This is a genomic window from Allobosea sp. BE125 (genome assembly GCF_031456075.1).
Lineage (GTDB): Bacteria > Pseudomonadota > Alphaproteobacteria > Rhizobiales > Beijerinckiaceae > Allobosea.
Genome location: NZ_JAVDTY010000008.1, coordinates 260,381 through 282,250, shown reverse-complemented (window position 1 = coordinate 282,250; position 21,870 = coordinate 260,381). Strand labels below are relative to the sequence as shown.

The following is a 21,870-nucleotide window of genomic DNA, read 5'->3' as shown; positions in this document are numbered from 1 at the left end:
GCCGGTCCAGGCGGACCCGATGATCGTGGACTAGGAGAGGCGCTTCTACGCTGCCCTGGCGACCCGATCCGGCTTGGCGCTCTCGACGCGATTGCGGCCCAGCTTCTTGGCTTGGTATAGGGCACGGTCGGCTGTGGCCAGAAGCGTGGTCAGATCGGCCTCCTGGCTCCCGGCTTCCGCGAGACCGATGCTGACCGTGGCGGGAATCCCCAGTTCGTCGTCTCGTGCGGCCGTCTCGGCGAAGCGCCGGACGATGCTCTGTCCGACCAGGAGGGCATCCTCGCCCGTCACGTTCGGAAGCAGGATCGCGAACTCCTCCCCGCCCAGGCGGGCGCTCATGGCGTCAGGGCCCGCGACCTCCCTGACGATGTTGGCGAAGAGTTTCAGAACGCGATCTCCGGCCTCGTGTCCGTATCGGTCGTTGATGGCCTTGAAGTGATCGAGATCGACCGCGAGCAGCGCGTGCGAGGCGTCCTTTTCGGCCTGGCTCAGGCGCTTTGGCGCGAGCTCGAAGAAGCCCTGGCGATTATTGAGGTCGGTGAGGAAGTCGGTACGGGCGCTGGCCAGGAGCCGGGCGTGATCCTCTTCCCGCACAAGCGCCAGCAGCGACATGGCCATGGTGACGCTGAAGATCACGGCCTCGTACATGGTGAGCCTGGCGACGATGGACAGCACGGCGTCGCCATAGGCCGATGCGAGCGCGGGGACAGCGAAGGCGCGGGCGCAGTAGAACAGGGCGTGGCCGGCGAAGACCGCGACCGCGATCGGGCGGGAGCGCAGCCCCCTCGCGGTGCGGCTGCGCAGCAAAGCGAGCGCGGTCAGCGCGCAGACGAGGGCGATCGGGAATGAACTGACATGGTTCCAGAGGAGATCGGCCGAGCCGGCGCCGACGGCAAACCAAGCTGCGCCGATGAATGCGAGCGGGGCGGCGATGAAAGCGGGGTGCAGCCTGCGGCCGTCCAGCGCCAAGGCACCCTGCAGCACCAGCAAGTAGCCCAGCATCATCACGACATTCGTAGCGGCCGGGCCGGCGACGCCGGGAAGCAGGCTCCGATTCAGCGCCAGGATGCAGCCGAAGGCGAAGAAGCCATAGGCGGAAGCCCAAAGGCCGAGCTCACGTGAGCGTCGCGCCTGCGCCTTCCATTCCCACAGGGTCATGGCGGCCGCGACGAGCAGGGTTCCGGTCGTCAGATGCCAAAGGGTTGTGAGATCCATTGGTATTGTCGTCAGCAGGGTCTGAAGCCGGCCTCAGGCATGATCGCGTGCTCCCAAATCGCCCAGCATGTGGGGGAAGCTAGTCCGCGTGGGTTAACGGTAGCTTGTGAAGATGTGCGGCATGCCGGGTTTCGATGCCTCGATGCCTCGATGGCTTCGCATTTGGGCACGCTTCAGACGGGACATGCCGGGCTCCTGCGGCGACGGTTCGTGAAAGCGCCGAGCCGGCGGACCGGCAAACGAAGCCATCGATATGATCGCGAGCGCCGATCTTGACGAGGCCGTCTCCTCATCGGGCGGCGCGCTACGCGGCATGCCGCAACTTGCCATAGGGATCGTAGGCGATGGCTGGAGGGGGTGGTCCCATCGGCCTTGTCTCGCGCATGGCGCTTGGTCCACGAACGGGCAGCAGGATGGACGCGAAGTCGCTTCTTTTCGTATTAGTCTCAATCGAAACCATACGGAATCGAGCAAATGCTCCCGTTGCGGTAGTTGATGCCCTGCTTCGAAGTTCCCCGACAAGATCGATGTGCGCCAAGTGGCCGGTTGAGAGGCGCGTCGATATGCCTTATACGCAGGCTATATCGCTGTTATCTACGATAAGGCTCTCTCACAAGAGCTCTAACAACCAAACTGGATGTCTACATTGAACGATACTGATGATAAGGTACCGCCGGCCGGCTCGAAGAAGGACAAGGGCCGGTTCTCGCTGACCCGTCGGCGGCTGGTTGGTTCGGCTGTGGCAGTCGGGGCCGTTGCGGCGGCAGGGATTTCGCTGACGGGCCGCCAGTACCGCGCTGCGGCTGCGGACCGGAAGGTCGATGTTCTGCTGATCGGCGGCGGCATCATGAGCACCACGCTGGCCGTGCTGCTCCATGAGCTCGAGCCGCGCTGGACCATGGAGCTGATGGAGCGTCTCGACAGCGTCGCGGCGGAGAGCTCCAACGGCTGGAACAATGCGGGCACGGGCCATTCGGCGCTTTGCGAGCTGAACTACACGCCTGAGGATGCGAAGGGGAATGTGCAGATTGCCACGGCGATCGGCGTCAACGAGCAGTTTCAGATCTCGCGTCAGTTCTGGGCGCATCAATTGAAGCAGGGCGTCCTGAAGGAGCCGCGCTCCTTCATCAACTCGACGCCGCATATGAATCTCGTCTGGGGCGACGACAACGTCACCTTTCTCGAGAAGCGCTTCGAGGCGCTGAAAGCCAGCCCGCTATTCTCCGGGATGGAGTTCACGAAGGACCCGGCGAAGATCGCCGAATGGGTTCCGATCATGATGGAGGGCCGCAAGGCTTCGATGAAGCTCGCGGCGACCAGATCGCCGCTTGGGACCGACGTCAATTTCGGTGAAATCACGCGCCAGTTCACCGCGTTCCTGAAGAGCCAGCCGGAATTTCGCCTGCTCACCGGGCACGAGGTCCGCTCGATCACCCGGAATGGCGACGGCACCTGGCGCGTCTCGGCATTCGACCTGAAGACAGGCAAAGCGGTGCAAACCGTCGACGCCCGCTTCGTTTTCATCGGCGCGGGCGGCACCGCGCTGCCTCTGCTGCAGCTTGCGGATATTCCCGAAGCCCATGGCTATGGCGGCTTCCCGGTCGGCGGTTCCTTCCTGGTCACGGAGAAGCCCGAAATCGTCAACCGCCATCTGGCGAAGGTCTATGGCAAGGCGTCCGTCGGCTCGCCGCCGATGTCCGTTCCGCATCTCGACACGCGAATGCTCGACGGAAAGCAGGTCCTGCTTTTCGGACCGTTCGCGACCTTCTCGACCAAGTTCCTGAAGAACGGCTCCTATTTCGATCTGCCGTCGTCGGTCTCGCTGGAAAACATCCGGCCGATGGTGTCCGTGGGGTGGAACGAATTCGATCTCGTCGAATATCTCGCCGGGCAGCTGATGATGTCCCATAGCGGCCAGATGGATGCGCTGCGGGAATATCTGCCCCAGGCAAAGGATGAAGACTGGCGCCTCTGGCAGGCGGGGCAGCGGGTTCAGATCATCAAGAAGAGCCCCCAGAGCGGCGGCGTCCTGACCTTCGGAACCGAGATCGTGGCGGCTGCGGACGGGTCCATGGCGGCGCTGCTCGGCGCGTCCCCGGGGGCTTCGACCTCGCCTCCGATCATGATCAATCTCCTCGGCAAGGTGTTCGCCGACAAGGTCGCGACCCCCGAATGGCAAAAGAAGCTCCGCGAGATCATCCCGAGCTACGGGGTGAAGCTCAATGACAATCCCGGCATGATCGCGGATGAGTGGGCGATGACGGAGAAGGCCTTGGAACTCGCAGTTGCTTCGCCCGCCGTCTCGGTCAAGGCTACTGCGGGGGGGGGGGGTGAACAGCGCTCCGACAGGGGAGAATCGATGACGACGTGCGTCGATTCTCCATTCCTGGCTCAGGACTGCAGCCTGCCCTGGGATGACGGCATGGTTCGAGGGTAAATCAGCCCGCTTCGGCGGGCGGGCGGAGAGCGGCGAAGACGGGGGAGGGCTGCTCTGTCGGGGCGAAGTCGGCTTTGGATGAAAAGCAGGCCGCCTTGCGCTTGAGCTGCCGATGCGTCAGCCTGGCTCGGGGTTCAAAACAAAATCATGTGGGGCGCGCTACGTGGCAGGCGGCATCAGAGCGCGGGTTGGTGACCGCCCGCCTGTCCAGTTCGTGTCGAGATTTATCGGGGTTGTCTTTGGCCTGATCGTAGCCTCTGGCGGCGGTGCCCTCGCGCAGTCCGATCTTGACCGCGTGGCATCAGTACAGTCGGCGCTCGGTATAGAATTCCCCTACACCTTCGCTTTGGCGCGGACTCTGGGGCCCCATGTCGAAGCGCTTTTCCGTGAACCTTGCGACAGGGAGGCGGTTGTCGGACTTGCAGAGGGGTTGAGGCAGGCAGGGTATCGCCGCGAGGCCGCCAAAGCCCTGATCCGATTCTCGGATAATTGCAGGGGCCATCTCGACGGACTGCGCCGTGCCGCCAATCTGTTGCTCGACCTGTCGGATTGGACCGCTGCTGCGGAGGTCGCCAGCAAGATCATCGAGGAGCAGCCCCATTCCGATAACGGCTACTATCTCCGTGCGCTGGCACGCGATCGAGCGGGCAAACCCAATGACGCCATCGATGACTATCTGACGGCCATTGCGCTGTTTGGAGACAAGGATCGCATTTCCTCGGCAGGGTATTTCGGCGTTTCGCGCGCCTACGAAAAAAGCGGGCAGTTTTGCGAGGCGATTGTTCCGATAGAGGCCTGGATTGCCCTGAATCCGGCGCGGAACGACAACAGCCGAACCCAGGCCATGATCGGCGCCTTGCACGCCAAGGGCCAATGCGCCGCGAAGGCCGTGGCGGTCGATGAGACGATCCCGATCACACGCAAGGGCCAGACCATAACGGTCCCGGCGACGATCAACGGCATCAAAGGGATGTTCTTGATCGATACGGGCGCGACCTTTGTATCCCTGAAGCAGAGCTTTGCCGACCGTGCGAAAATCGCTGTCGATATGACGAGCAAAGTTCAGATGCACACTGCAAATGGCATCGCCGAGGCAAGACGAGGACGCGCATCGCGGATCGAGCTTCGACGTGTGCAAGCGATGGATGTTCCGGTCATTGTCCAGAGCGACAGTCGCGGCACCTACGGCAACGGCATCGACGGACTTCTTGGAATGAGCTTCCTCTCGCGCTTTGACGTCGTCATCGACCAGCGGAACGTTCGGATCAAGCCGCGCGGACGGAAGGACAAGCCATAGCAGATACAAGCCTACCGGTGAGATGGAAGCCTCTTCGCGCGTCGCATCAGCGCCAGTGAGGCGAGCGCCGCATGTTCGAAATCCTGCCGACGGTTCGCAGACCAGCCGGACTATAGCGTCTGCCCGTTCTCGATACGCCAGATCTGACCGGTGACGGAGCTTGCCTGCAGCAGGTACAAGGTGAGTTCGGCGACCTCCTCCGGCTTCGATATCCGCCCTAGCGGAAGATCGCCGGCCAGCGCCTGCATCTTGTCCTCGTGGCCTTGCCACCAGCGGGTCGCGACGGCGCCGGGCGCGATGCAGTTGACGCGCGTCGCTGGAGCCAGCGCGCGAGCGAGAGAACGGGTCATGCCGTGGACCGCCGCCTTCGATACCGCGTAGGGCAATGACGACCCATATCCGGTCTCGCCGGCGATGCTGCCGATATTGACGACCGACGAGCCGGGACGCGCCTGCATATGGCGGCTCGCCGCACGGCAGCAGTTGAATGTGCCTTTGACGTTCACCGCGAGAAGCTCGTCCCAGATCGCATCCGTTGCTGCATCGAGGTCTGCGAATGGAAGCTGTCGCGTGACGCCGGCATTATTGACGAGATAGTCGATCCCGCCGAATTCGCCGGCGATGGCCTCGATCGCGGTGGCGATGGCGCACTCGTCCCGGATGTCGGCCTGTGCTGCGCTTGCGGTTCCGCCAGCATCGCGGATCGATCGGACCGTCTCGTCTGCTTCGAAGAGACTGCGTGAATAGATGATCGCCACCGCCGCGCCTTGTCCTGCGAGCGCCTGAGCGGTGGCGCGCCCGATACCCGTGCCGCCGCCGGTAACGATTGCAACCTTGCCTGCGAATGAAGTCATGGAAAACCCCTGGTTTGGATGTAGGAGGGTTAGCACGACCCTTTGGGCGCATATGCTGGCAACAGGTCGCTAAAGAAAGAACCATAGGTGTGCAATGGATCGCCTGACCAGCATGCGGACCTTCGTGAACGCGGTTGATCTCGGCAGTTTCCGCCGGGCCGCGGAGGCGGGCCGAATCTCCGCAACCATGGTCGCCAAGCACATCGCCGACCTCGAGCAGCATCTCGGCGGGCAGTTGCTCATCAAGACGACGCGCCGGCAGGGTCTGACACTGCTGGGCGAGGCTTTCTACGAACGTTGTCTGCGCATAATCGACGAGGTCGCTCAGGCCGACGCGCTGGCGGAACATATGCTCCAACAGCCGAAGGGGATGCTGCGCGTCACGGCCCCGCCGACTTTCGGCAATCTCGTGCTCTCACCTCTGATCGTCGATTTTCTCCAGCGCTATCGCGATATCTCCATCGACCTCGTCCTGACCGATCGAAAGGTCGATCTCATCGAGGAGGGCTTCGAGATCGGCTTCCGCATCGGCTCGATCGACGACGACGCGCTCGTCGCTCGCCGCCTCCCGCCATATCGATTGAAGCTGGCGGCCAGCCCGATCTATGTCGCCGCCGCAGGGATACCGCTCGTGCCGGAAGATCTCGCGGCTCACGAGATCATCGGCTTTCGTCAGTGGGAGGCGCGTCGTTTCTGGCGGCTGCAACGTGGTGGGGAAGCCATCGAGATCGCGGTGCAACCCCGTCTTCTGGTGAACGACGCGGAAGCTGCGAGGCGGGCGGCGGTCGGCGGGTTCGGCATCGTGCTCCATTCGGCGCAGATGCTTGCGGACGATCTGGATGCCGGCCGTCTCGTCGAAGTGCTGCCGGAATTCACCCCGCCATCGCAGTCGGTTCACATGCTGTATTTGTCCGATCGCCGTCGACCCGAGAAGGTCTTGAGCTTCATCCGCTTCGTGCTCGCGCGCCTTGCGGCAGGGGCTGGCGGAAGGCAGATATGAGCGCGCATCGGCTCACGCGGCGGACCGGCGTGTGCCGAGGGCCTGCAGAAATTCCGCGGTGACAAGCAAGCCGTAGGCTGGCCCTTACTCCATCACCGCCGCCTTGAGGATGCACACCATCAGCGCCGAGCCGGGCTGGTCGCCGACGCAGCGGACGATGTGGCGACGGTCGCAGCGATAGCGCAGCGTGTCGCCGGCCTTGGCGCGCTGGATGATGTCGCCGACCTCGACCTCGAACTCGCCCGAGGTGACGGAGAGCGATTCGATCGAGCCGCGCTGATGACCTTCCGAGTCGAGCTCGCCGCCCGGCTCGGCCTGGATCTCGTACCATTGCAGCCATTCGACGGTCTTGATCCAGCCGATGATGGCGAGCCTGAGCTTGCCGTCCTCGGAGACCAGGATCGGCGTGTCGCTGCGGCTGGTCTTGTCGATGAAGGGCTCTTCCTCGCCGCTGGAGAGCACGCGTTCGATCGAGATGTCGAGCGCCTGCGACAGCCGCCAGATCGTCGCGAGCGTCGGGTTGGTCTCGTTGCGCTCGATCTGGCTGATGATCGACTTCGCCACGCCCGATTGCTCGGCGAGTTCCGAAAGCGAGAGATTATAGGCCTTGCGCAGGCGCTGAATCGTCTTTCCGAGTTGCCCGGAGACGATCTGGGCCCCGGATTCAAGCTCCCGGCCCCCGCGCTCCTTGGTCTCGATACCCATGCGTTTTGACCGTCTTACCTGTCTGTCGTTTGCGGAGGCGAACGATTGTTTGTCTAAGCGGACAATGCCCGTTCCTGATGCAAGCGGCAAGTTCCTGATGCAAGCGGCAAGCCGAAGCTCGCGGTTGCGCCGGCCTCAGGTGGTGCGCGTCGACCCGACTTCGCGCTGCTCGCGCCGGAGCAGGCCGAGCTGCTGTTCGCGCAGGATCACATAGATGCCCGAGGTGATGACGATCGTCGCGCCGATCAGCACGGCGGTCACCGGCCACTCGCCGAAGACGAACCAGCCGATCGCGACCGCCCAGAGCATGGTCGAGTATTCGAATGGGGCGATCAGCGAGGCGTCGCCATAGCGATAGGCCTGGACGAGGAAGATCTGGCCGAGGCCGCCGAGAATGCCGATCGCCAGCATCATCGCTGCATCCTGGAGGTTCGGCATGTGCCAGCCGAACATCGCAGTGGAGAGCCCGAGCGCGCTGGTCATCAGCATGAAATAGAACACGATCGCGCCGGTGCCCTCGCTGCGGGTCAATTGCCGGACCTCGATCGAGGCGAAGGCAGAGCAGCAGGCGCCGGCCAGGCCGATCGCCGCGCCGAAGGCCGGCCCGGGAGCAAGCCCCTTGCCGACGCCGCTGATATAGGGCGAGAGCATGATCAGCACGCCGGCGAAGCCGATCGTAACCGCGCTCCAGCGATAGATCCGCACGCGCTCCTTCAGGATGACGGCGGCCAGCACGACGACGGCGAGCGGCGCGGCATAGCCGATCGCGATCGAATCGGAGAGGGGGAGGAACTGCAGCGAGGCGAAGCCGCAGAACATGCCGGTCGAGCCGATGACGCCACGCTTGAGATGGCCGCGCAGATTGCTGGTCCTCAGCGAGGTGACGACGCCGCCTTGCCAGGCGAGCCAGATGAGCAGGGGAATCAGGGCGAAGAAGGATCGCACGAAGACGATTTCGCCCGTCGGGTAGCGACCTGCGATCGATTTCACGCCCGCCGCCATCAAGGTGAAGACCAAGGCCGAGAAGAGCTTCAGGCAAATGCCGAGGAGAGGTGACAACGGACCGGCGCTGAGGGAGGGCAGGGAGGGAGGGTCTTGTAGAAGACCGCTCCCTTAGATCATGTCCAGCCCGCGCTTCAAAGCGTCAACTCTGCAACCCTGATAGGCGGCGAGTGGGCTTCTCCATGGCCGCGGGCGCGATGGATCTACGAAGCCCGCAGGCGCTTCAGGTTCTGCCGCGCATAGAAGCCTGCGAAGAGGAAGGTGACGATCCAGCTCACCACGAAGGATATCGCCGCCATGCCGAGAAAGGCGACTGGCGCGGAAATTCCGCTCCTTGCCGCCTGGGCGAGCATGGCCTTGATCGGGTTCGTCCCGCCAAGCAGGGCGTCGACGCCGTAGAGAAACGCTAGTCCCAGGCAGAGATTGAGCACGACCACGGCAATGCCGATCCAGGCCGCGAAGAGCACCCGCTCGCCCGTGGTGAAGACGCGCTGATGGTCTTTCACGAAGCTTTGCACGGGGGCGGTGAGCGCGGCGATCAGAATGATGATGCCCATCGAAGAGGGCAGATCAAAATTCAGCAGGCTCGAAGCCGCGACCGAAATGACGATGCAAAGCAAGTATATGCCGCCGAATACCATCGCATATTTGAGCATTTTCCCGTCTCCGCAGATGTTCGTTCCGGCCATTTTCCGGGGCGGGCGATAGCGAGCCGCCCTAGCGGCGTCAACGACCATGTCTTGTCTGACTCTGGTGTCCTGGCCTGATGGGCTGCTGCTCGGCGGCCATCCTTGTCTCGATGATCGCGGGGATGGCCGGGCGGCGGCTCAGAAACTGCCCCTGAACACGCCGCCGTCGATCAGCAGGTTCTGGCCGGTGATATAGCCGGCATGCTGGCTGGCGAGGAAGGCGCAGACATTGCCGAACTCCTCGGCCGTGCCGAAGCGCCTGGCCGGGATCTCGGCCTTGCGAGCGGCGGCGAAGTCCTCCGGCGTCATGCTCTTGATGGCAGCCATTCGCGCCGTTCCACTCTTGAGCCGGTCGGTGTCGAAGGATCCGGGCAGGACGTTGTTGATGGTGACGTTGGCATGCGCCACCTCGCGCGCCACACCGGAGAGGAAGGCCGTCAGCCCCGCACGCGCCGCCGAGGAGACGTCGAGCCCCGTCAGCGGCGTCAGCACGCTCGCCGAGGTGATGTTGACGATGCGGCCGAAGCGCCGCGCGATCATGCCGTCGACGACACGCTGAACCAGCTCCAGCGGCGTCGCCATGTTCTGGATGACGCCTTCGAGCAGCGCTTCGCGAGACACATCGCGAAACGGTTTCGGCGGAGGCCCGCCATTGTTGTTGATCAGGATGTCGGGCTCGGGCGCCGCCGCGAGCAAAGCGTCCTGCCCAGCGCGTGTCGAAACGTCAGCCACCACGGCGATGACCGTCGCGCCGGTGCTGGCACGAATCTGGCTCGCGGTGGCTTCGAGCGTGGCTGCGTCGCGGCCATTGACCACGACAATGCAACCAGCCTCGGCGAGCGCTTGCGCGCAGCCGCGGCCAAGACCCTTGCTGGAGGCGCAGACGATGGCCGTGCGGCCGGAAATCCCAAGATCCATGATTTTTCTCCGGAAACTAGTTGCCTCGAAAGCGAGCCAGAGCACGGATCGTTGGTTCCGTCATCAAAGCGCAACGCAAATCAGCCAAACGCCGACAGCATCGCAACGGAACGGGCAAGCGGGCATGAGCGACGATGACGAGGCGAAGCAGGTTCGCAGCATCTTCATCTCCGATCTGCATCTCGGCACGCGCGGCGCACAGGCCGATCTCGTGCTGGAATTCCTGCGCGCCTATGACGCGCCGCAGATCTATCTGGTCGGCGACATCATCGATGGCTGGCGGCTGAAGAGCGGCTGGTATTTCCCCCAAGCGCATAACGACGTCATCCAGAAGCTGCTGCGCAAGGTGCGCAAAGGCTCGAAGCTGATCTACGTCACCGGCAATCACGACGATTTCCTGCGGGACTTCGCTGGCCTGCAGTTCGGCGGCATCACGCTGGTCGACGAGATCATCCACGAGACCGCCGACGGCAAGCGCCTGCTCGTGATCCATGGCGATCTGTTCGACCTCGTCGTGCGCAACGCCAAATGGCTCGCGCTGATGGGCGACTGGGCCTACACGGTCGCGCTTGCCTGCAACACCGTCGTCAACAAGGTGCGCCGCCGGCTGCACCTGCCGCATTGGTCGCTCTCGGCCTGGGCCAAGCTCAAGGTCAAGAATGCGGTCAACTATATCGGCGAGTTCGAGACCTGCCTGGCTGCCGAGGCGCGCAGGCACCATGCCGACGGCGTGATCTGCGGGCATATCCACCACGCCGCGCATCGCGAGATCGAGGGCCTGACCTATATCAACACCGGCGATTGGGTCGAAAGCTGTACCGCCTTCGTCGAGCACCATGACGGACGCTTCGAGATGATCCGCTGGCCACAATACCGACTGAAGGGCGAGGCACCGGTGCCGGTCGTCGTCAAGGTGCGCCCGGAGCCGGCAGCCGCGCTCGTCGAGGCCGCGTGATGCGCCTGCTGATCGCGACGGATGCCTGGCGCCCCCAGATCAACGGGGTCGTCAGGTCGCTGGAGCGGATGTTCGAGGCGGGGCCTGCCTTCGGCGTGACGCCGCAGGTGCTAACGCCGGAAGGCTTTCGGCAGATCGGCTTGCCGACCTATCCCGATATCAGGATCGCGCTGGCGACGCGCCGGGCGGTTGCCGCGCGGATCGCGGAGTTCAAGCCGGACCATATCCACATCGCCACGGAAGGACCGATCGGCTGGCTGACGCGTGCCGTCTGCCTGGCCCAGAAGCGGTCCTTCACGACGAGCTACCACACGCGCTTTCCGCAATATGTCGCGGCGCGCTGGCCGATTCCCGAAAGCTGGAGCTACCGCTTCCTGCGTCGGTTCCATGGTCCGGCCGAGGCGATCATGGTGTCGACGGCGTCGGTCGAGGCCGAGCTCAGACAGCATGGCTTCGAGAAGATCGTGCGCTGGGGGCGCGGCGTCGATCTCGGGCTGTTCCATCCGCGCCCGGTGAGCGTGCTCGACCTGCCGCGGCCGATCTTCCTCAGCGTCGGGCGGGTTGCCGTCGAGAAGAACCTCGAGGCCTTCCTCTCCTTGCGCTTGCCCGGCAGCAAGGTGGTGATCGGCGACGGGCCGGCGCGGGCCGATCTGCAGCGGGCTTATCCGGACGCGCATTTCCTCGGTACGCGCGAGGGCGAGGATCTGGCCTCGATCTACGCCTCCTCCGACGTCTTCGTATTTCCGAGCCTGACCGACACCTTCGGCATCGTACTGCTCGAGGCGGCGGCCAGCGGCCTTCCGGTCGCGGCCTTCCCGGTTCAGGGGCCGAGCGATGTCTTCGCAGGCAGCGGGGCTGCCGTGCTGAGCGAGGATCTGCGGGCGGCGGCGCTGGCGGCGCTGCGCATCCCGCGTGAGATCTGCCTGGAGCTTGCCTCGCATTACAGCTGGCGCCGCAGCGCCGAGCAGTTCTACGGGCATATCCAGCGGGTGGCGCAGCCGCCGGGGCAGGCGCTGCGCAACGAGCCGCCCTGCGCGCCCCTGCAGAGCGTCACAACCTTCGCGAGCGTGCGTCCCGCGGAAGGGCCTGTGCCGGAGCGTCTGCGGGCTTGAGTTCGGTGCGGAACTGATCGCGCCGCTCATGGATCGAGGCGATGACGAGGCCCATCGGCACGCCTAGCCCGACCAAAGCCGCTTCCGAGAGCTGCAGGCTCGCCTCGATCGTCTCGGGAACCGCATCGTTGACGCCGAGCTGGTAGAGATGGCGGGCATGGCTGGCGTCGCGGGCACGGGCGACGATCACCAGATCGGGCCTGAGCGTGCGCGCGGCCAGCACGGTCGCATCGACCGCGCGTGGATTGTCGAGGGTCACGATCAGCGCCGTCGCCTCGTCGAGGCCGCTGAGACGCAGGAAGTCCAGATTCGCGGCATCACCGTAGAAGACGGGCCGGCCGGCCCTGCGTTGGGTTGCGACCAGCGCAGGGTCGAAATCGATCGCGATATAGGGCTTGCCGTGCTCGTCCAGCATTGCGCCGACGAGCCGGCCGACGCGGCCGCAGCCGACGACGATGGCACGCGCCGAATGATCGTCCGGCGGCAGCACCTTGGCCTCGTCGGGCAGGGTCGAGGGCACGGCCAGTCGCTGCGACAAAGCCCTGGCCAGCCGGGCCAAGAGCGGCAGCACCACCATGGTCAGCGAGACGGCGGCCAGCACGAGACTCTCCGCATTCTGCGAGAGCAGCTTGGCCGAGACCGCGCCGCCGAACAGCACGAAGGCGAACTCGCCGCCGGGCCCGATCATGATCGCGGTTTCGAGCGCGGTCGCGCGTGACAGCCTGAACCGGCGCGCCAGCCCGAAGACGAGCAGGGATTTCGCCGCGAACAGGCCGATCGCGATGCCCAGGATGGCGAAGGGGTGGGCGGCGAGATCGGCCGGGTTCACGCCCATGCCGACGGTGAGGAAGAACACGCCGATCAGCAACGATTTGAACGGCTCGATCGTGACCTCTATGGCGCGGCGATACTCCGTCTCGGCCAGGAGCAGGCCGGCGATGAAGGCGCCCAGCCCCATCGACAGGCCGGCGGCTGCGGCGATCAGGCCGGTTCCGAGCGCGACCAGCAATGTCGCCGCCATGAAGCTCTCCGACGAATCGGTCGAAGCGACCAAGCGAAACAGCGGCCGCAGCGCCAGCCGGCCGATCACCACGATGGCGGCGATCGCTCCAAAGGCCTGGACCAGGGCCTGGGCGAGGCCCGCCAGCAGGGAGCCGCCATCGGCTTGCGCACCGAGCACGCTGACCAGGAAGAGCAGCGGGATGACGGCGATATCCTGGCAGAGCAGGATGGCGAAGCTGGCGCGGCCGGCCGACGAGGTCATGCGGCGCTTGGCCGAGAGCAATTCGACGACCATGGCGGTCGATGACAAGGCGAGGCCGAAGCCGATGATGAGCGAGGCCGCCGCCGGTTGCCCAAGCCAATAGGCCACTCCGCCGATGACGCCGCCCGAGAGCGCGACCTGGCCTAGTCCGAGGCCGAAGACGAGCCGGCGCATGGTCATCAGGCGCTCGAAGGACAGCTCGAGCCCGATGACGAAGAGCAGGAAGGCGACGCCGAGTTCGGCCGGCCCTGCCAGGGCTTCGGCCTTCGCCACGGTGATGCTGCTCAGCAGTGGGACCGAGGAGGCGAGCCCGCCGAGGCCGAAAGGCCCCAGCAGTGCGCCGCAAGCCATGAAGGCGACGACCGAATTGACCTTGAATCGCTTGGCGAAGGGCACGATGACGCCGGCCGTGGCGAGCACGACGATGGCGTCCTTATAGACGGAAGGGTCGACAGTTCCGGCCACGTCAGTCCTTGCGAGTCGGCGGTGAGAAGAGGCCCGGGAGCTTGCGGGTTACGCGACGGCAATACAACCGCCGGAGGCCCGCGATCATGCAGGAACTAGGCTTTGCGCATGCGGCGTTACGCCCCGTGATTCATGAAGGACTTCACGGGAAGCGGGTTTCCGGTTTCGGCGATCCTGCGCTAGCGTCTGCGGCATCTTTCAAAGGGATCGACGATGCGTTTTGCAGGCACTGAGAACTACGTCGCGACCGAGGATCTGACGGTTGCCGTCAATGCCGCGATCCGGCTGGAGCGACCGTTGCTGGTCAAGGGCGAACCCGGCACCGGCAAGACGGTGCTGGCGGAGGAGATCGCGGCCGCGCTGGGCGCACCGCTGATCACCTGGCACATCAAATCGACCACCAAGGCGCAGCAGGGGCTCTATGAATACGATGCGGTCAGCCGGTTGCGCGACAGCCAGCTCGGCGATGCGCGCGTCTCCGACATCGCCAACTACATCAAGCGCGGCAAGCTCTGGGAGGCCTTCGTCTCGGCCGAGCGGCCGGTGCTGTTGATCGACGAGATCGACAAGGCCGATATTGAGTTCCCCAACGACCTGCTGCTCGAGCTCGATCGCATGGAGTTCCATGTCTACGAGACCGGCGAGACGATCAGGGCGGCGCGGCGGCCGGTGATGATCATCACCTCCAACAACGAGAAGGAATTGCCCGACGCTTTCCTGCGGCGCTGCTTCTTCCACTACATCCGCTTCCCCGATGCGCAGACGATGCAGGCAATCGTCGAGGTGCATTTCCCCGGCATCAAGAAGCGGTTGATGGAGGAGGCGCTGAAGCTGTTCTTCGAGGTGCGCGAGGTTCCCGGCATCAAGAAGAAGCCTTCGACCTCGGAATTGCTCGACTGGCTCAAGCTTCTGCTTGCCGACGAGATGACGCCCGAGATGCTGCGCGAGCGCGATCCGCGCAAGCTGATCCCGCCGCTGCATGGCGCGCTGCTCAAGAACGAGCAGGACGTCTCGCTGTTCGAGAAGCTCGCCTTCATGACGCGGCGGGAGAGCCGCTGAGGCGGTTCAGCCGAGCCCCAGCAACGGCCGTGCCCGCAGAGCCGCGACAAGCGCGATCGTGGTGACGACGGCATAGGCGGTCGAGACTAAGCCGAGCGCTACGAGACCGGCTCTGGCCTGCCTCATTGCCAGCCAGAGCAGCAAGCCGATTGCAGGAATGATCTGCAGCGCGTGCAGCCCGAAGAAATGCGCGATGCGCAGATCCCCGATCGCCAGCGACCAGCCGAAGAACGGAACGGCCGGATGCGGGGCTGGTTGCGTGCCGACATAGTGACCGGTGGCGCTCGAGCCGAGGAGGGCGCCGCTCAGCAGGCCGAAGACGCAGGTGAGGGCGAGGCCGGCGACGAGTGACCAGCGCACGACCTCTGGCATCGGCGCGGAGTCACGGCGAGCAAGCCCATAGGCGAGGAAGCCGGGCGCGACCGTGAACATCACCGCGCCCACGCCCATCAGCGTGTAGAGCACTGCGCCGAGCGTGCTGTCGCTGTTGTAGTGCGAGGCTTCCACACGCGAGGCGCGCCAGGCGATGTAGAGCACTTCGAGGATGATCGGCACGATCACCGGCCAGACGATGTAGCGCCCGGCCCATGTGGTACGGAAGCGTTCGCTGGCGAGCGGCAGGAACAGCGCCAGCGTCAGCAGATAGAAGGCAACCGAGACCTCGAATTTCAGCGGCTTGATCCAGGTATCGACGCCTTGGAATTGTCTGATGTCGATCAGCCAGGCGAAGACGGTCGGCACGGCCAGGGCAAGCATGGCGAAGGCGGCGACGGTGAGGCGCGGCTCGAGTTCGAGATCGGGCAGCCAAGCCGGAAGGCGGGCCTGGAGACGGGCGATCCGGTCCTCTCGCGCCAGGCGAAAGCAGGTCTCCAGCAGCAGAAATGCGAGGTAGCCGATCGGCCCGAACAGGAAGGTCATCAGCAGCACCGGCACCATCAGCAGATGCGGGATCGCCTCCTCCTGCGAACGGCGCAGGATCCAGTTGCCGAGAAAGAGGTCGAAGGCGAGATAGTGCAGCCAGCCGGCGAGCAGCAGCGGCCTGGAGGCGAAAAGCCCGGCGACGCCGTCCAATGAAGAGAAATCCCCCTTCGCCTCGCTCCAGAACACGGCGATCAGCACGAAGTAGCCGAGCGACAGTACAGCTGGAATCATGGTGCCGGCGAGGATCGCGGAGAGGCCGCGCCAGCGCGGCAGCAGGAGAAGGGCGAGCCAGCCCAGGATCGCCAGGCGGGAACCCAGCATGAAGGCGTCGTCGAGCGTCACCGGCAGCATCATGTCCTCCATCTGAACGTTGTTAAGTTGCGGCGTCGTGATAAATCGCTATCTTGACGACGTCAAGATTGATTTTGACGATGTTCAGATCGCGAATTGGGAATGACGAAGATCGAGGCTGGCTCCGCTCGCGGCGGCTATCACCATGGTGACCTCAGGCAGGCGATGATCACGGCTGCCGAAGCCGTGCTGGCCGAGAAGGGCCTGGCCGGATTCACGCTGCGCGAATGCGCGCGCCGGGCGGGGGTCTCGCCAGCCGCGCCGGCGCATCATTTCGGCAATCTCACCGGCTTGCTGACGGCGATCGCGACGCTCGGCTTCGATGGCCTGTCCGACGCGATGGAGGTGGCGGCCGAGGCTGCCTCGCACCGCGCGAACGGCAACAGGATGGCTGCGATCTGTGATGCCTATCTCGCAACTGCGCTCGACAAGCCCGGGCGGTTTCGCGTCGTCTTCGGCCAGATGGGGTTGAATTGGGAGGAGCCTGCGTTCAAGCGCGCGGCCGGCCGCGCTTTCGGCATCCTGGTGCGCGAAACACGCCACGAACTGGGCCACGAGAGTGGAGAAGATCTGCTCGCCCGCCATCCGCCGAGTTTCGCCGGCGAGCCCGACCTCGCGGCGATCCTGTTCGTCTGGTCGGTGACGCATGGCTTCACCACGCTCATGATCGACGCTCAGCTCGATTTCCTGGCGGAGGAGGGAGGCCGCGAGGCGCTGCTCGCGCTCTATTCGCGGCAGCTCGTGGCGATCCTGATCGCGGCGTTGCGGACGCTCGATCCGCTGCAGCCGGAAGCTCTCGCAAAACCGCGGGGGGATGGTTAGGTTGCGCAGATGCGACGCCTCATGCTCCTGCGCCATGCCAAGTCGAACTGGCCCACCGGGGTGGCCGATCGTGAGCGCCCGCTCGCGACACGTGGACGCGAGGCGGCCCCTGTCATGGGGCGCTATCTCGCCGATGAGTTGCTGCTGCCCGACCTCGTGCTGATCTCGCCGGCACGGCGCACGCTGGAGACCTGGGATCTGGTGGCGGCGATGCTGCCGGAGAAACCGGCGAGTCATATCGAGCCGCGCATCTACGAGGCCAAGATGGAACGCCTGCTGCACACCACGCAGGAGGTCGATCCCGGCGTCCGCACGCTGCTGATGATCGGTCACAACCCCGGCTTCGAGGAGCTGGCGGCGATGCTGGCCGGCCATGGCGACCGCTACGCCTCGGCACGGATGAGCCAGAAATATCCGACCTGCGGGCTCGCCGTGCTTGATTTCGCGATCGAGGACTGGCGCGATCTCGGCCCGCGCGGCGGCCGGCTCGACCGTTTCGTCACGCCAGCATCCTTGGGCGAAGGCCCCGACGAGTGAGGGATGGCTCGATCCATCCACCGGAGCGGCCGTCTGACGCGACCGTCTGCGCTTCCGGTGCTCTCGGACAGATGTCCGCTCCGCTCCGGTTCTCGACGGCCGCGCCAGCCTGCTCGCCCCGCCGGCGTATCGAGCCATCCCTGCCTCGCATGCCAATCCGCGTTTGCTCATGAGCCAGCCCTCCTATCTCGACGAGGCCCGCAACGCCGCGCTTGCCTTTGGCGACAGCCTGCTTGGCCTGGCGCGGCCGCGCCTGCGGCTGGGCGTCACCGGCCTGTCGCGCTCGGGCAAGACCGTCTTCACCACGGCGTTGATCCAGAACCTGATCGAGGGTGCGAAGCTGCCGGTGCTGAAGGCTGCGACTGAGGGGCGGATCGCGCGGGTCAGGCTGGTGCCGCAGCCCGATCCCGATATTCCGCGCTTTCCCTATGAGGCGCACCGCGCTGCGCTCAACGGTCCCGAACGGCGCTGGCCCGATTCGACGCGGCGGATCTCCGAATTGCGCGTCGAGATCGACTATGAGCGCGCCGCCGGCTGGTTCAAGGGACCGGCGACGCTGACGCTCGACATCGTCGACTATCCCGGCGAATGGCTGCTCGATCTCGCCTTGATGGGCCAGGACTACAAGGCCTGGTCGGTCCAGGCCGTGGCCGATGCGCGCAAGCCGCATCGCCGTGCCGTCGCCTCAGGCTGGCTTGCGGACCTGGCCGGGCGCGATCCGGCGGGGCCGGCCGACGAGCTCGCGGCGGAAGCGGCGAGCATCGTCTTCAAGACCTATCTCGCGGCGCTGCGGGCCGATCCCGAGGCGGTCGCGGTGACGCCGCCAGGGCGCTTCCTGATGCCGGGCGATCTCGAAGGCTCACCGGCGCTGACCTTTGCGCCGCTCGACCTCGGGCATGACACCGAGCCTTTGCCCGGTACGCTGGCCGGGCTGATGGCCGAGCGCTTCGAGGCCTATAAGCGCGTCGTCGTGGCGCCGTTCTTCCGCGATCATTTCGCCCGCCTCGACCGGCAGATCGTGCTGGTCGATGCGCTGGCGGCGCTCGATGCCGGCGCGCCGGCCCTGGCCGATCTGGAGACGGCGCTAGGACAGGCGTTGGCGGCCTTCCAGGTCGGCCGCAATTCCTGGCTGTCGAGCTGGTTCGCGCCCCGGATCGAGCGGGTGCTCTTCGCCGCGACCAAGGCCGACCATATCCACCATGCCAGCCATGACCGTTTGGCGGCGGTGATGTCGCATCTCGTGGCGAGGGCGGCCTCCCGGGCGCAAGGAGCGGGTGCACGGGTCGAGTCGATGGCGCTCGCCGCCGTGCGCGCGACGCGCGAGGTCCGGATCAAGGAAGGGCGCGACGAATTGCCGGCGATCGCCGGCGTGCCGGAGGCTGGCGAGGAGATCGGCGAGGAGATCTTCGACGGCGTGGCGGAGGCGGCGATCTTTCCGGGCGAGTTGCCGGAGCGCCCCGAGGCGATCTTCGATCCGGCAGTGCGCTGGCAGATTCGCGCGCCGCGCTTCCGGCCGCCTCTGGTCGCGCCCGATGCCGGCGGGCGGACCCGGCCACCGCCGCAGATCCGGCTCGACCGGGCGCTCGAATTCCTGATCGGGGACAAGCTCGCATGAAGGAGCTTCTGTCATGACGGGCAAGGCGCCCCGCGCGGTTCGGCTGGATCCACAACCGCCGGATGCGGGTGGCGACGGGGCTATCCGGGAAATCAACGTCGCCATTCTGCCCGAGAGCGAGCCCTTCGATGCCGCCGAGCCGACTGCCGCTCCCGTGGCGCGGCGGCGTTTCTCCTGGGGCAGCGTGTTCGTCGCCGGCCTGTCGGGGTTCCTGACGCTCGCGGTCGGCGTCTGGGTGGAGAACACCGTTACTGCGCTGATGACGCAGAACCCGGTGCTCGGTTATGCGGCGCTGGTTTGCGCCGGTTTCGCCGCGCTTGCACTGTTGGTGATGCTGGCCCGCGTCCTCAGCGACATCCTGCGCGAGCGCAAGGTCGAGGCGCTGCGCCTGCGCGCGACGGCTCTTCTCGCGGGAGGCAGCACCGGCGAGGCCAAGGCGATCGCCGGCGAACTCAAGGCGCTTTACGCCTCGCGTCCGGAAACGGCGAAGGGCCGGGCTGCGCTCGACGAGGCGCTGCCGCAGCTCTTCGCGGCGCGCGACGTGCTGGCCATCGCCGAGCGCAGCCTGATGGCTCCGCTCGACCTAGCCGCCCAGGCGCAGATCGCGCAGGCCGCGCGGCGCGTTTCGCTGGTCACGGCGGTGAGCCCGCGCGCTCTGGTCGATATCATCTTCGTGCTCGTCGCCTGCGCCAGGCTGCTGCGTTCTATCGCCGGCATCTATGCCGGCAGGCCTGGCGCGCTCGGCCTGTTGCGATTGGCGCGTCAGGTCCTGGGCCATCTCGTCGTCACCGGCGGCATCGCGGCCGGCGATGCGGTGATCCAGCAAGTAGTCGGGCAGGGGCTCGCGGCCAGGCTCTCCGCCAAGCTGGGCGAGGGCGTGCTGAACGGGCTTCTGACCGCCCGCATCGGGCTGGCGGCACTGGCGGTGTGTCGGCCGCTGCCTTTCGTCGAGGCGCGGCCGCCATCCCTATCGGATGTCGCCGGCGATCTGTCGGGCTGGCGCGGCGCCGGCGCTGAGAGCTGAGCGCAGCCCGGCAAACATTGCCGGGCTGCGGCGGTTTTGCCCGGTCGAAACCGCCGCGCTACGTTTCGGAAACCATCCAAGTCTTTGACGAATAAGGCTCAAACGCATGGCACAGGCCATGCAGATCAAACCTCGATGTTGTGGGGCGCCCATCGTGCGCCAGTCGAGGTGAGGTTGCCATGGGTGTTTTCAGTGCGTTGACGACGGCGGTGTCGGGTCTTCAGGCGCAGTCCTACGCGCTGGAAAACATTTCCGGCAACATCGCCAACTCGCGGACGGCCGGGTTCAAGCGCGTCGATACGACCTTCTCCGACCTGATCCCGGACTCGGCGCTGAACCGCCAGATTGCGGGTTCGGTGGCGGCCTACAGCCAGGCGACCACGACGATTCAGGGCGATCTTTCGGCGACCAAGATCGACACCAATGCGGCGATAAACGGCGACGGCTTCTTCGTCGTCGACCAGCGCCAGAGCGGGCTTGGCGCCAACACGACCTTCTCCAACTCAAACCTCTACACGCGTCGCGGCGATTTCGATTTCGACGCCAATGGCTATCTCGTCAATGGCGCCGGCTATTTCCTGAAGGGCCAGAAGATCGACACGGTCACGGGGCAGGTGATCGGCAGCGACCCCCAGGTGCTGCGGATCACGCAGGAGCAATATCCGGCGAAGGCGACGACCTCGATCGAGTACAGCGCCAATATCCCGGCCTATCCGGCGACGACGCGCTCCGACAAAACCGTCCCGGGCTCCGAATTGCTTCAGCCGGCTGCTTCATACACGGCCGGAGCGGATCCGCATGCGACGCCGGCCGGCAACGGCGTCGTCATCGGCACCGACCTGACCAATTTCCTGGCCCAGTCGATTCCCGGCGGCCAGGCGACCGTTTACGACTCGCTCGGCAAGGCGACCAGCGTCGATCTGCGCTGGGCCAAGGTCTCCAATGCAGCCGCCGGGCCGCCGGTCGTTACCGACACCTGGAACCTGTTCGTCGCAGAGAACACCAGCGCCACTGGCGCGACGGTGGCCTATCGCAACGCCAATGTGAACGTCACGTTCGACAGCACCGGCAAGATGACGTTGCCCGCGAACGGCAACATCCTGCTGCCGACCATGACGATTGCCGGCACGACGATCAGTTCGGCGGCGAACCCGATCAACCTCACCACCAATGGCGGCATCAGCCTGACGCAGAATGGTGATGTCAGCGGCCAGATCGACGCCCGCAGCATCCGTCAGGACGGCTACACGGCCGGCACGCTCGACCGTGTCTCGATCTCCGCCGCGGGGCAAGTCGTCGGCACCTTCAGCAATGGCCAGGTCAAGGCGCTGGCGCAGATTGCGACCGCTCGCTTCAACGCCGGCAACGCCCTGAAGCGGCTGGATGGCGGCGCTTTCGAGGAGACGATCGAATCCGGGCCGCCGATCGTGGGGCTGGGCACCTCGCAGCTCATCGGCGGCAATGTCGAGCAGTCGAACACCGACATCGCCGACGAATTCTCGAAGATGATCGTCACCCAGCAGGCCTATTCGGCCAACACCAAGGTGATCACCACGGCGCAGGACATGCTGCGCGACGTGTTCGCCATCATCCGCTGAATTCTCGCAAGGAGTTGGCGCGGCCCAGAA

General features: G+C 65.4%; 19 protein-coding genes. 11 read left to right on the top strand and 8 right to left on the bottom strand.

Features of this window, described 5'->3' with window-relative positions:
* Positions 1-45: 45 nt before the first annotated feature.
* Positions 46-1,215 (bottom strand): GGDEF domain-containing protein, encoded by a 1,170-nt coding sequence (locus J2Y55_RS19360; RefSeq protein WP_310156876.1) that lies wholly within the window; start codon positions 1,213-1,215, stop codon positions 46-48.
* A 709-nt stretch (positions 1,216-1,924) separates the two neighbouring features.
* Here J2Y55_RS19360 and mqo point away from each other — a divergent pair.
* Both mqo and J2Y55_RS19350 read left to right on the top strand, forming a co-directional pair.
* Positions 1,925-3,652: a malate dehydrogenase (quinone) gene (mqo, locus tag J2Y55_RS19355; RefSeq protein WP_404978975.1), complete on the top strand. Its 1,728-nt coding sequence runs from the start codon at positions 1,925-1,927 to the stop codon at positions 3,650-3,652.
* A gap of 112 nt (positions 3,653-3,764) precedes the next feature.
* Positions 3,765-4,949, top strand: a complete 1,185-nt coding sequence (locus tag J2Y55_RS19350; protein ID WP_310156870.1) for a retroviral-like aspartic protease family protein — start codon at positions 3,765-3,767, stop codon at positions 4,947-4,949.
* 110 nt (positions 4,950-5,059) lie between these two features.
* Here J2Y55_RS19350 and J2Y55_RS19345 read toward each other — a convergent pair whose 3' ends face one another.
* A complete protein-coding gene (locus J2Y55_RS19345) occupies positions 5,060-5,803 on the bottom strand; it encodes an SDR family NAD(P)-dependent oxidoreductase (protein WP_310156868.1) in 744 nt (247 codons plus the stop codon).
* Between the two features lie 94 nt (positions 5,804-5,897).
* Here J2Y55_RS19345 and J2Y55_RS19340 point away from each other — a divergent pair, with 94 nt between their 5' ends.
* On the top strand, positions 5,898-6,803 hold the full coding sequence (locus tag J2Y55_RS19340; RefSeq protein WP_310156865.1) for a LysR family transcriptional regulator: 906 nt from the start codon (positions 5,898-5,900) through the stop codon (positions 6,801-6,803).
* A gap of 84 nt (positions 6,804-6,887) precedes the next feature.
* Here the strand turns inward: J2Y55_RS19340 and J2Y55_RS19335 are convergent, their stop codons facing one another.
* The 4 genes from J2Y55_RS19335 to J2Y55_RS19320 form a co-directional block, all read right to left on the bottom strand.
* A complete protein-coding gene (locus tag J2Y55_RS19335; protein ID WP_069692390.1) occupies positions 6,888-7,508 on the bottom strand; it encodes a helix-turn-helix domain-containing protein in 621 nt (206 codons plus the stop codon).
* A gap of 135 nt (positions 7,509-7,643) precedes the next feature.
* The gene (locus J2Y55_RS19330) at positions 7,644-8,567 is read right to left on the bottom strand and encodes a DMT family transporter (protein ID WP_310156863.1); all 924 of its coding nucleotides are present in this window, start codon (positions 8,565-8,567) and stop codon (positions 7,644-7,646) included.
* 146 nt (positions 8,568-8,713) lie between these two features.
* The gene (locus J2Y55_RS19325) at positions 8,714-9,151 is read right to left on the bottom strand and encodes an ABZJ_00895 family protein (RefSeq protein WP_310156929.1); all 438 of its coding nucleotides are present in this window, start codon (positions 9,149-9,151) and stop codon (positions 8,714-8,716) included.
* Positions 9,152-9,337: 186 nt separating this feature from the next.
* The gene (locus J2Y55_RS19320) at positions 9,338-10,117 is read right to left on the bottom strand and encodes an SDR family oxidoreductase (RefSeq protein ID WP_310156861.1); all 780 of its coding nucleotides are present in this window, start codon (positions 10,115-10,117) and stop codon (positions 9,338-9,340) included.
* Positions 10,118-10,241: 124 nt separating this feature from the next.
* Between J2Y55_RS19320 and J2Y55_RS19315 the strand changes: the two genes are divergently transcribed.
* Positions 10,242-11,072: a UDP-2,3-diacylglucosamine diphosphatase gene (locus J2Y55_RS19315; protein WP_310156859.1), complete on the top strand. Its 831-nt coding sequence runs from the start codon at positions 10,242-10,244 to the stop codon at positions 11,070-11,072.
* Positions 11,072-12,184: a glycosyltransferase family 4 protein gene (locus J2Y55_RS19310; RefSeq protein WP_310156857.1), complete on the top strand. Its 1,113-nt coding sequence runs from the start codon at positions 11,072-11,074 to the stop codon at positions 12,182-12,184. Before J2Y55_RS19315 ends, J2Y55_RS19310 begins: the two co-directional genes overlap by 1 nt.
* On the opposite strand, the gene J2Y55_RS19305 is transcribed toward J2Y55_RS19310, so the two are convergent.
* Positions 12,123-13,913 carry a cation:proton antiporter domain-containing protein gene (locus J2Y55_RS19305; RefSeq protein WP_310156855.1) on the bottom strand — a complete coding sequence of 597 codons (1,791 nt, stop codon included), beginning with the start codon at positions 13,911-13,913 and terminating at the stop codon, positions 12,123-12,125. The genes J2Y55_RS19310 and J2Y55_RS19305 overlap by 62 nt on opposite strands.
* 213 nt (positions 13,914-14,126) lie before the next feature.
* Between J2Y55_RS19305 and J2Y55_RS19300 the strand changes: the two genes are divergently transcribed.
* Entirely contained in the window at positions 14,127-14,972 is an 846-nt protein-coding gene (locus J2Y55_RS19300) for an AAA family ATPase (RefSeq protein ID WP_310156853.1), read from the top strand.
* Positions 14,973-14,978: 6 nt separating this feature from the next.
* Here the strand turns inward: J2Y55_RS19300 and J2Y55_RS19295 are convergent, their stop codons facing one another.
* On the bottom strand, positions 14,979-16,244 hold the full coding sequence (locus J2Y55_RS19295) for an ABA4-like family protein (RefSeq protein ID WP_310156850.1): 1,266 nt from the start codon (positions 16,242-16,244) through the stop codon (positions 14,979-14,981).
* 102 nt (positions 16,245-16,346) lie between these two features.
* On the opposite strand from J2Y55_RS19295, the gene J2Y55_RS19290 reads away from it, so the two are divergent.
* The 5 genes from J2Y55_RS19290 to J2Y55_RS19270 all read left to right on the top strand — a co-directional run bounded on the left by J2Y55_RS19290 (position 16,347) and on the right by J2Y55_RS19270 (position 21,840).
* Complete coding sequence (locus J2Y55_RS19290) at positions 16,347-17,066, top strand: TetR/AcrR family transcriptional regulator (protein WP_310156847.1); 720 nt, start codon at positions 16,347-16,349, stop codon at positions 17,064-17,066.
* Positions 17,067-17,075: 9 nt separating this feature from the next.
* Positions 17,076-17,603 (top strand): SixA phosphatase family protein, encoded by a 528-nt coding sequence (locus tag J2Y55_RS19285; protein WP_310156845.1) that lies wholly within the window; start codon positions 17,076-17,078, stop codon positions 17,601-17,603.
* A gap of 169 nt (positions 17,604-17,772) precedes the next feature.
* Positions 17,773-19,218 carry a YcjX family GTP-binding protein gene (locus J2Y55_RS19280; RefSeq protein WP_310156843.1) on the top strand — a complete coding sequence of 482 codons (1,446 nt, stop codon included), beginning with the start codon at positions 17,773-17,775 and terminating at the stop codon, positions 19,216-19,218.
* A gap of 13 nt (positions 19,219-19,231) precedes the next feature.
* Positions 19,232-20,242 (top strand): YcjF family protein, encoded by a 1,011-nt coding sequence (locus J2Y55_RS19275; RefSeq protein WP_310156842.1) that lies wholly within the window; start codon positions 19,232-19,234, stop codon positions 20,240-20,242.
* A 179-nt stretch (positions 20,243-20,421) separates the two neighbouring features.
* On the top strand, positions 20,422-21,840 hold the full coding sequence (locus tag J2Y55_RS19270) for a flagellar hook protein FlgE (protein ID WP_310156840.1): 1,419 nt from the start codon (positions 20,422-20,424) through the stop codon (positions 21,838-21,840).
* The last annotated feature ends 30 nt before the right edge of the window (positions 21,841-21,870 follow it).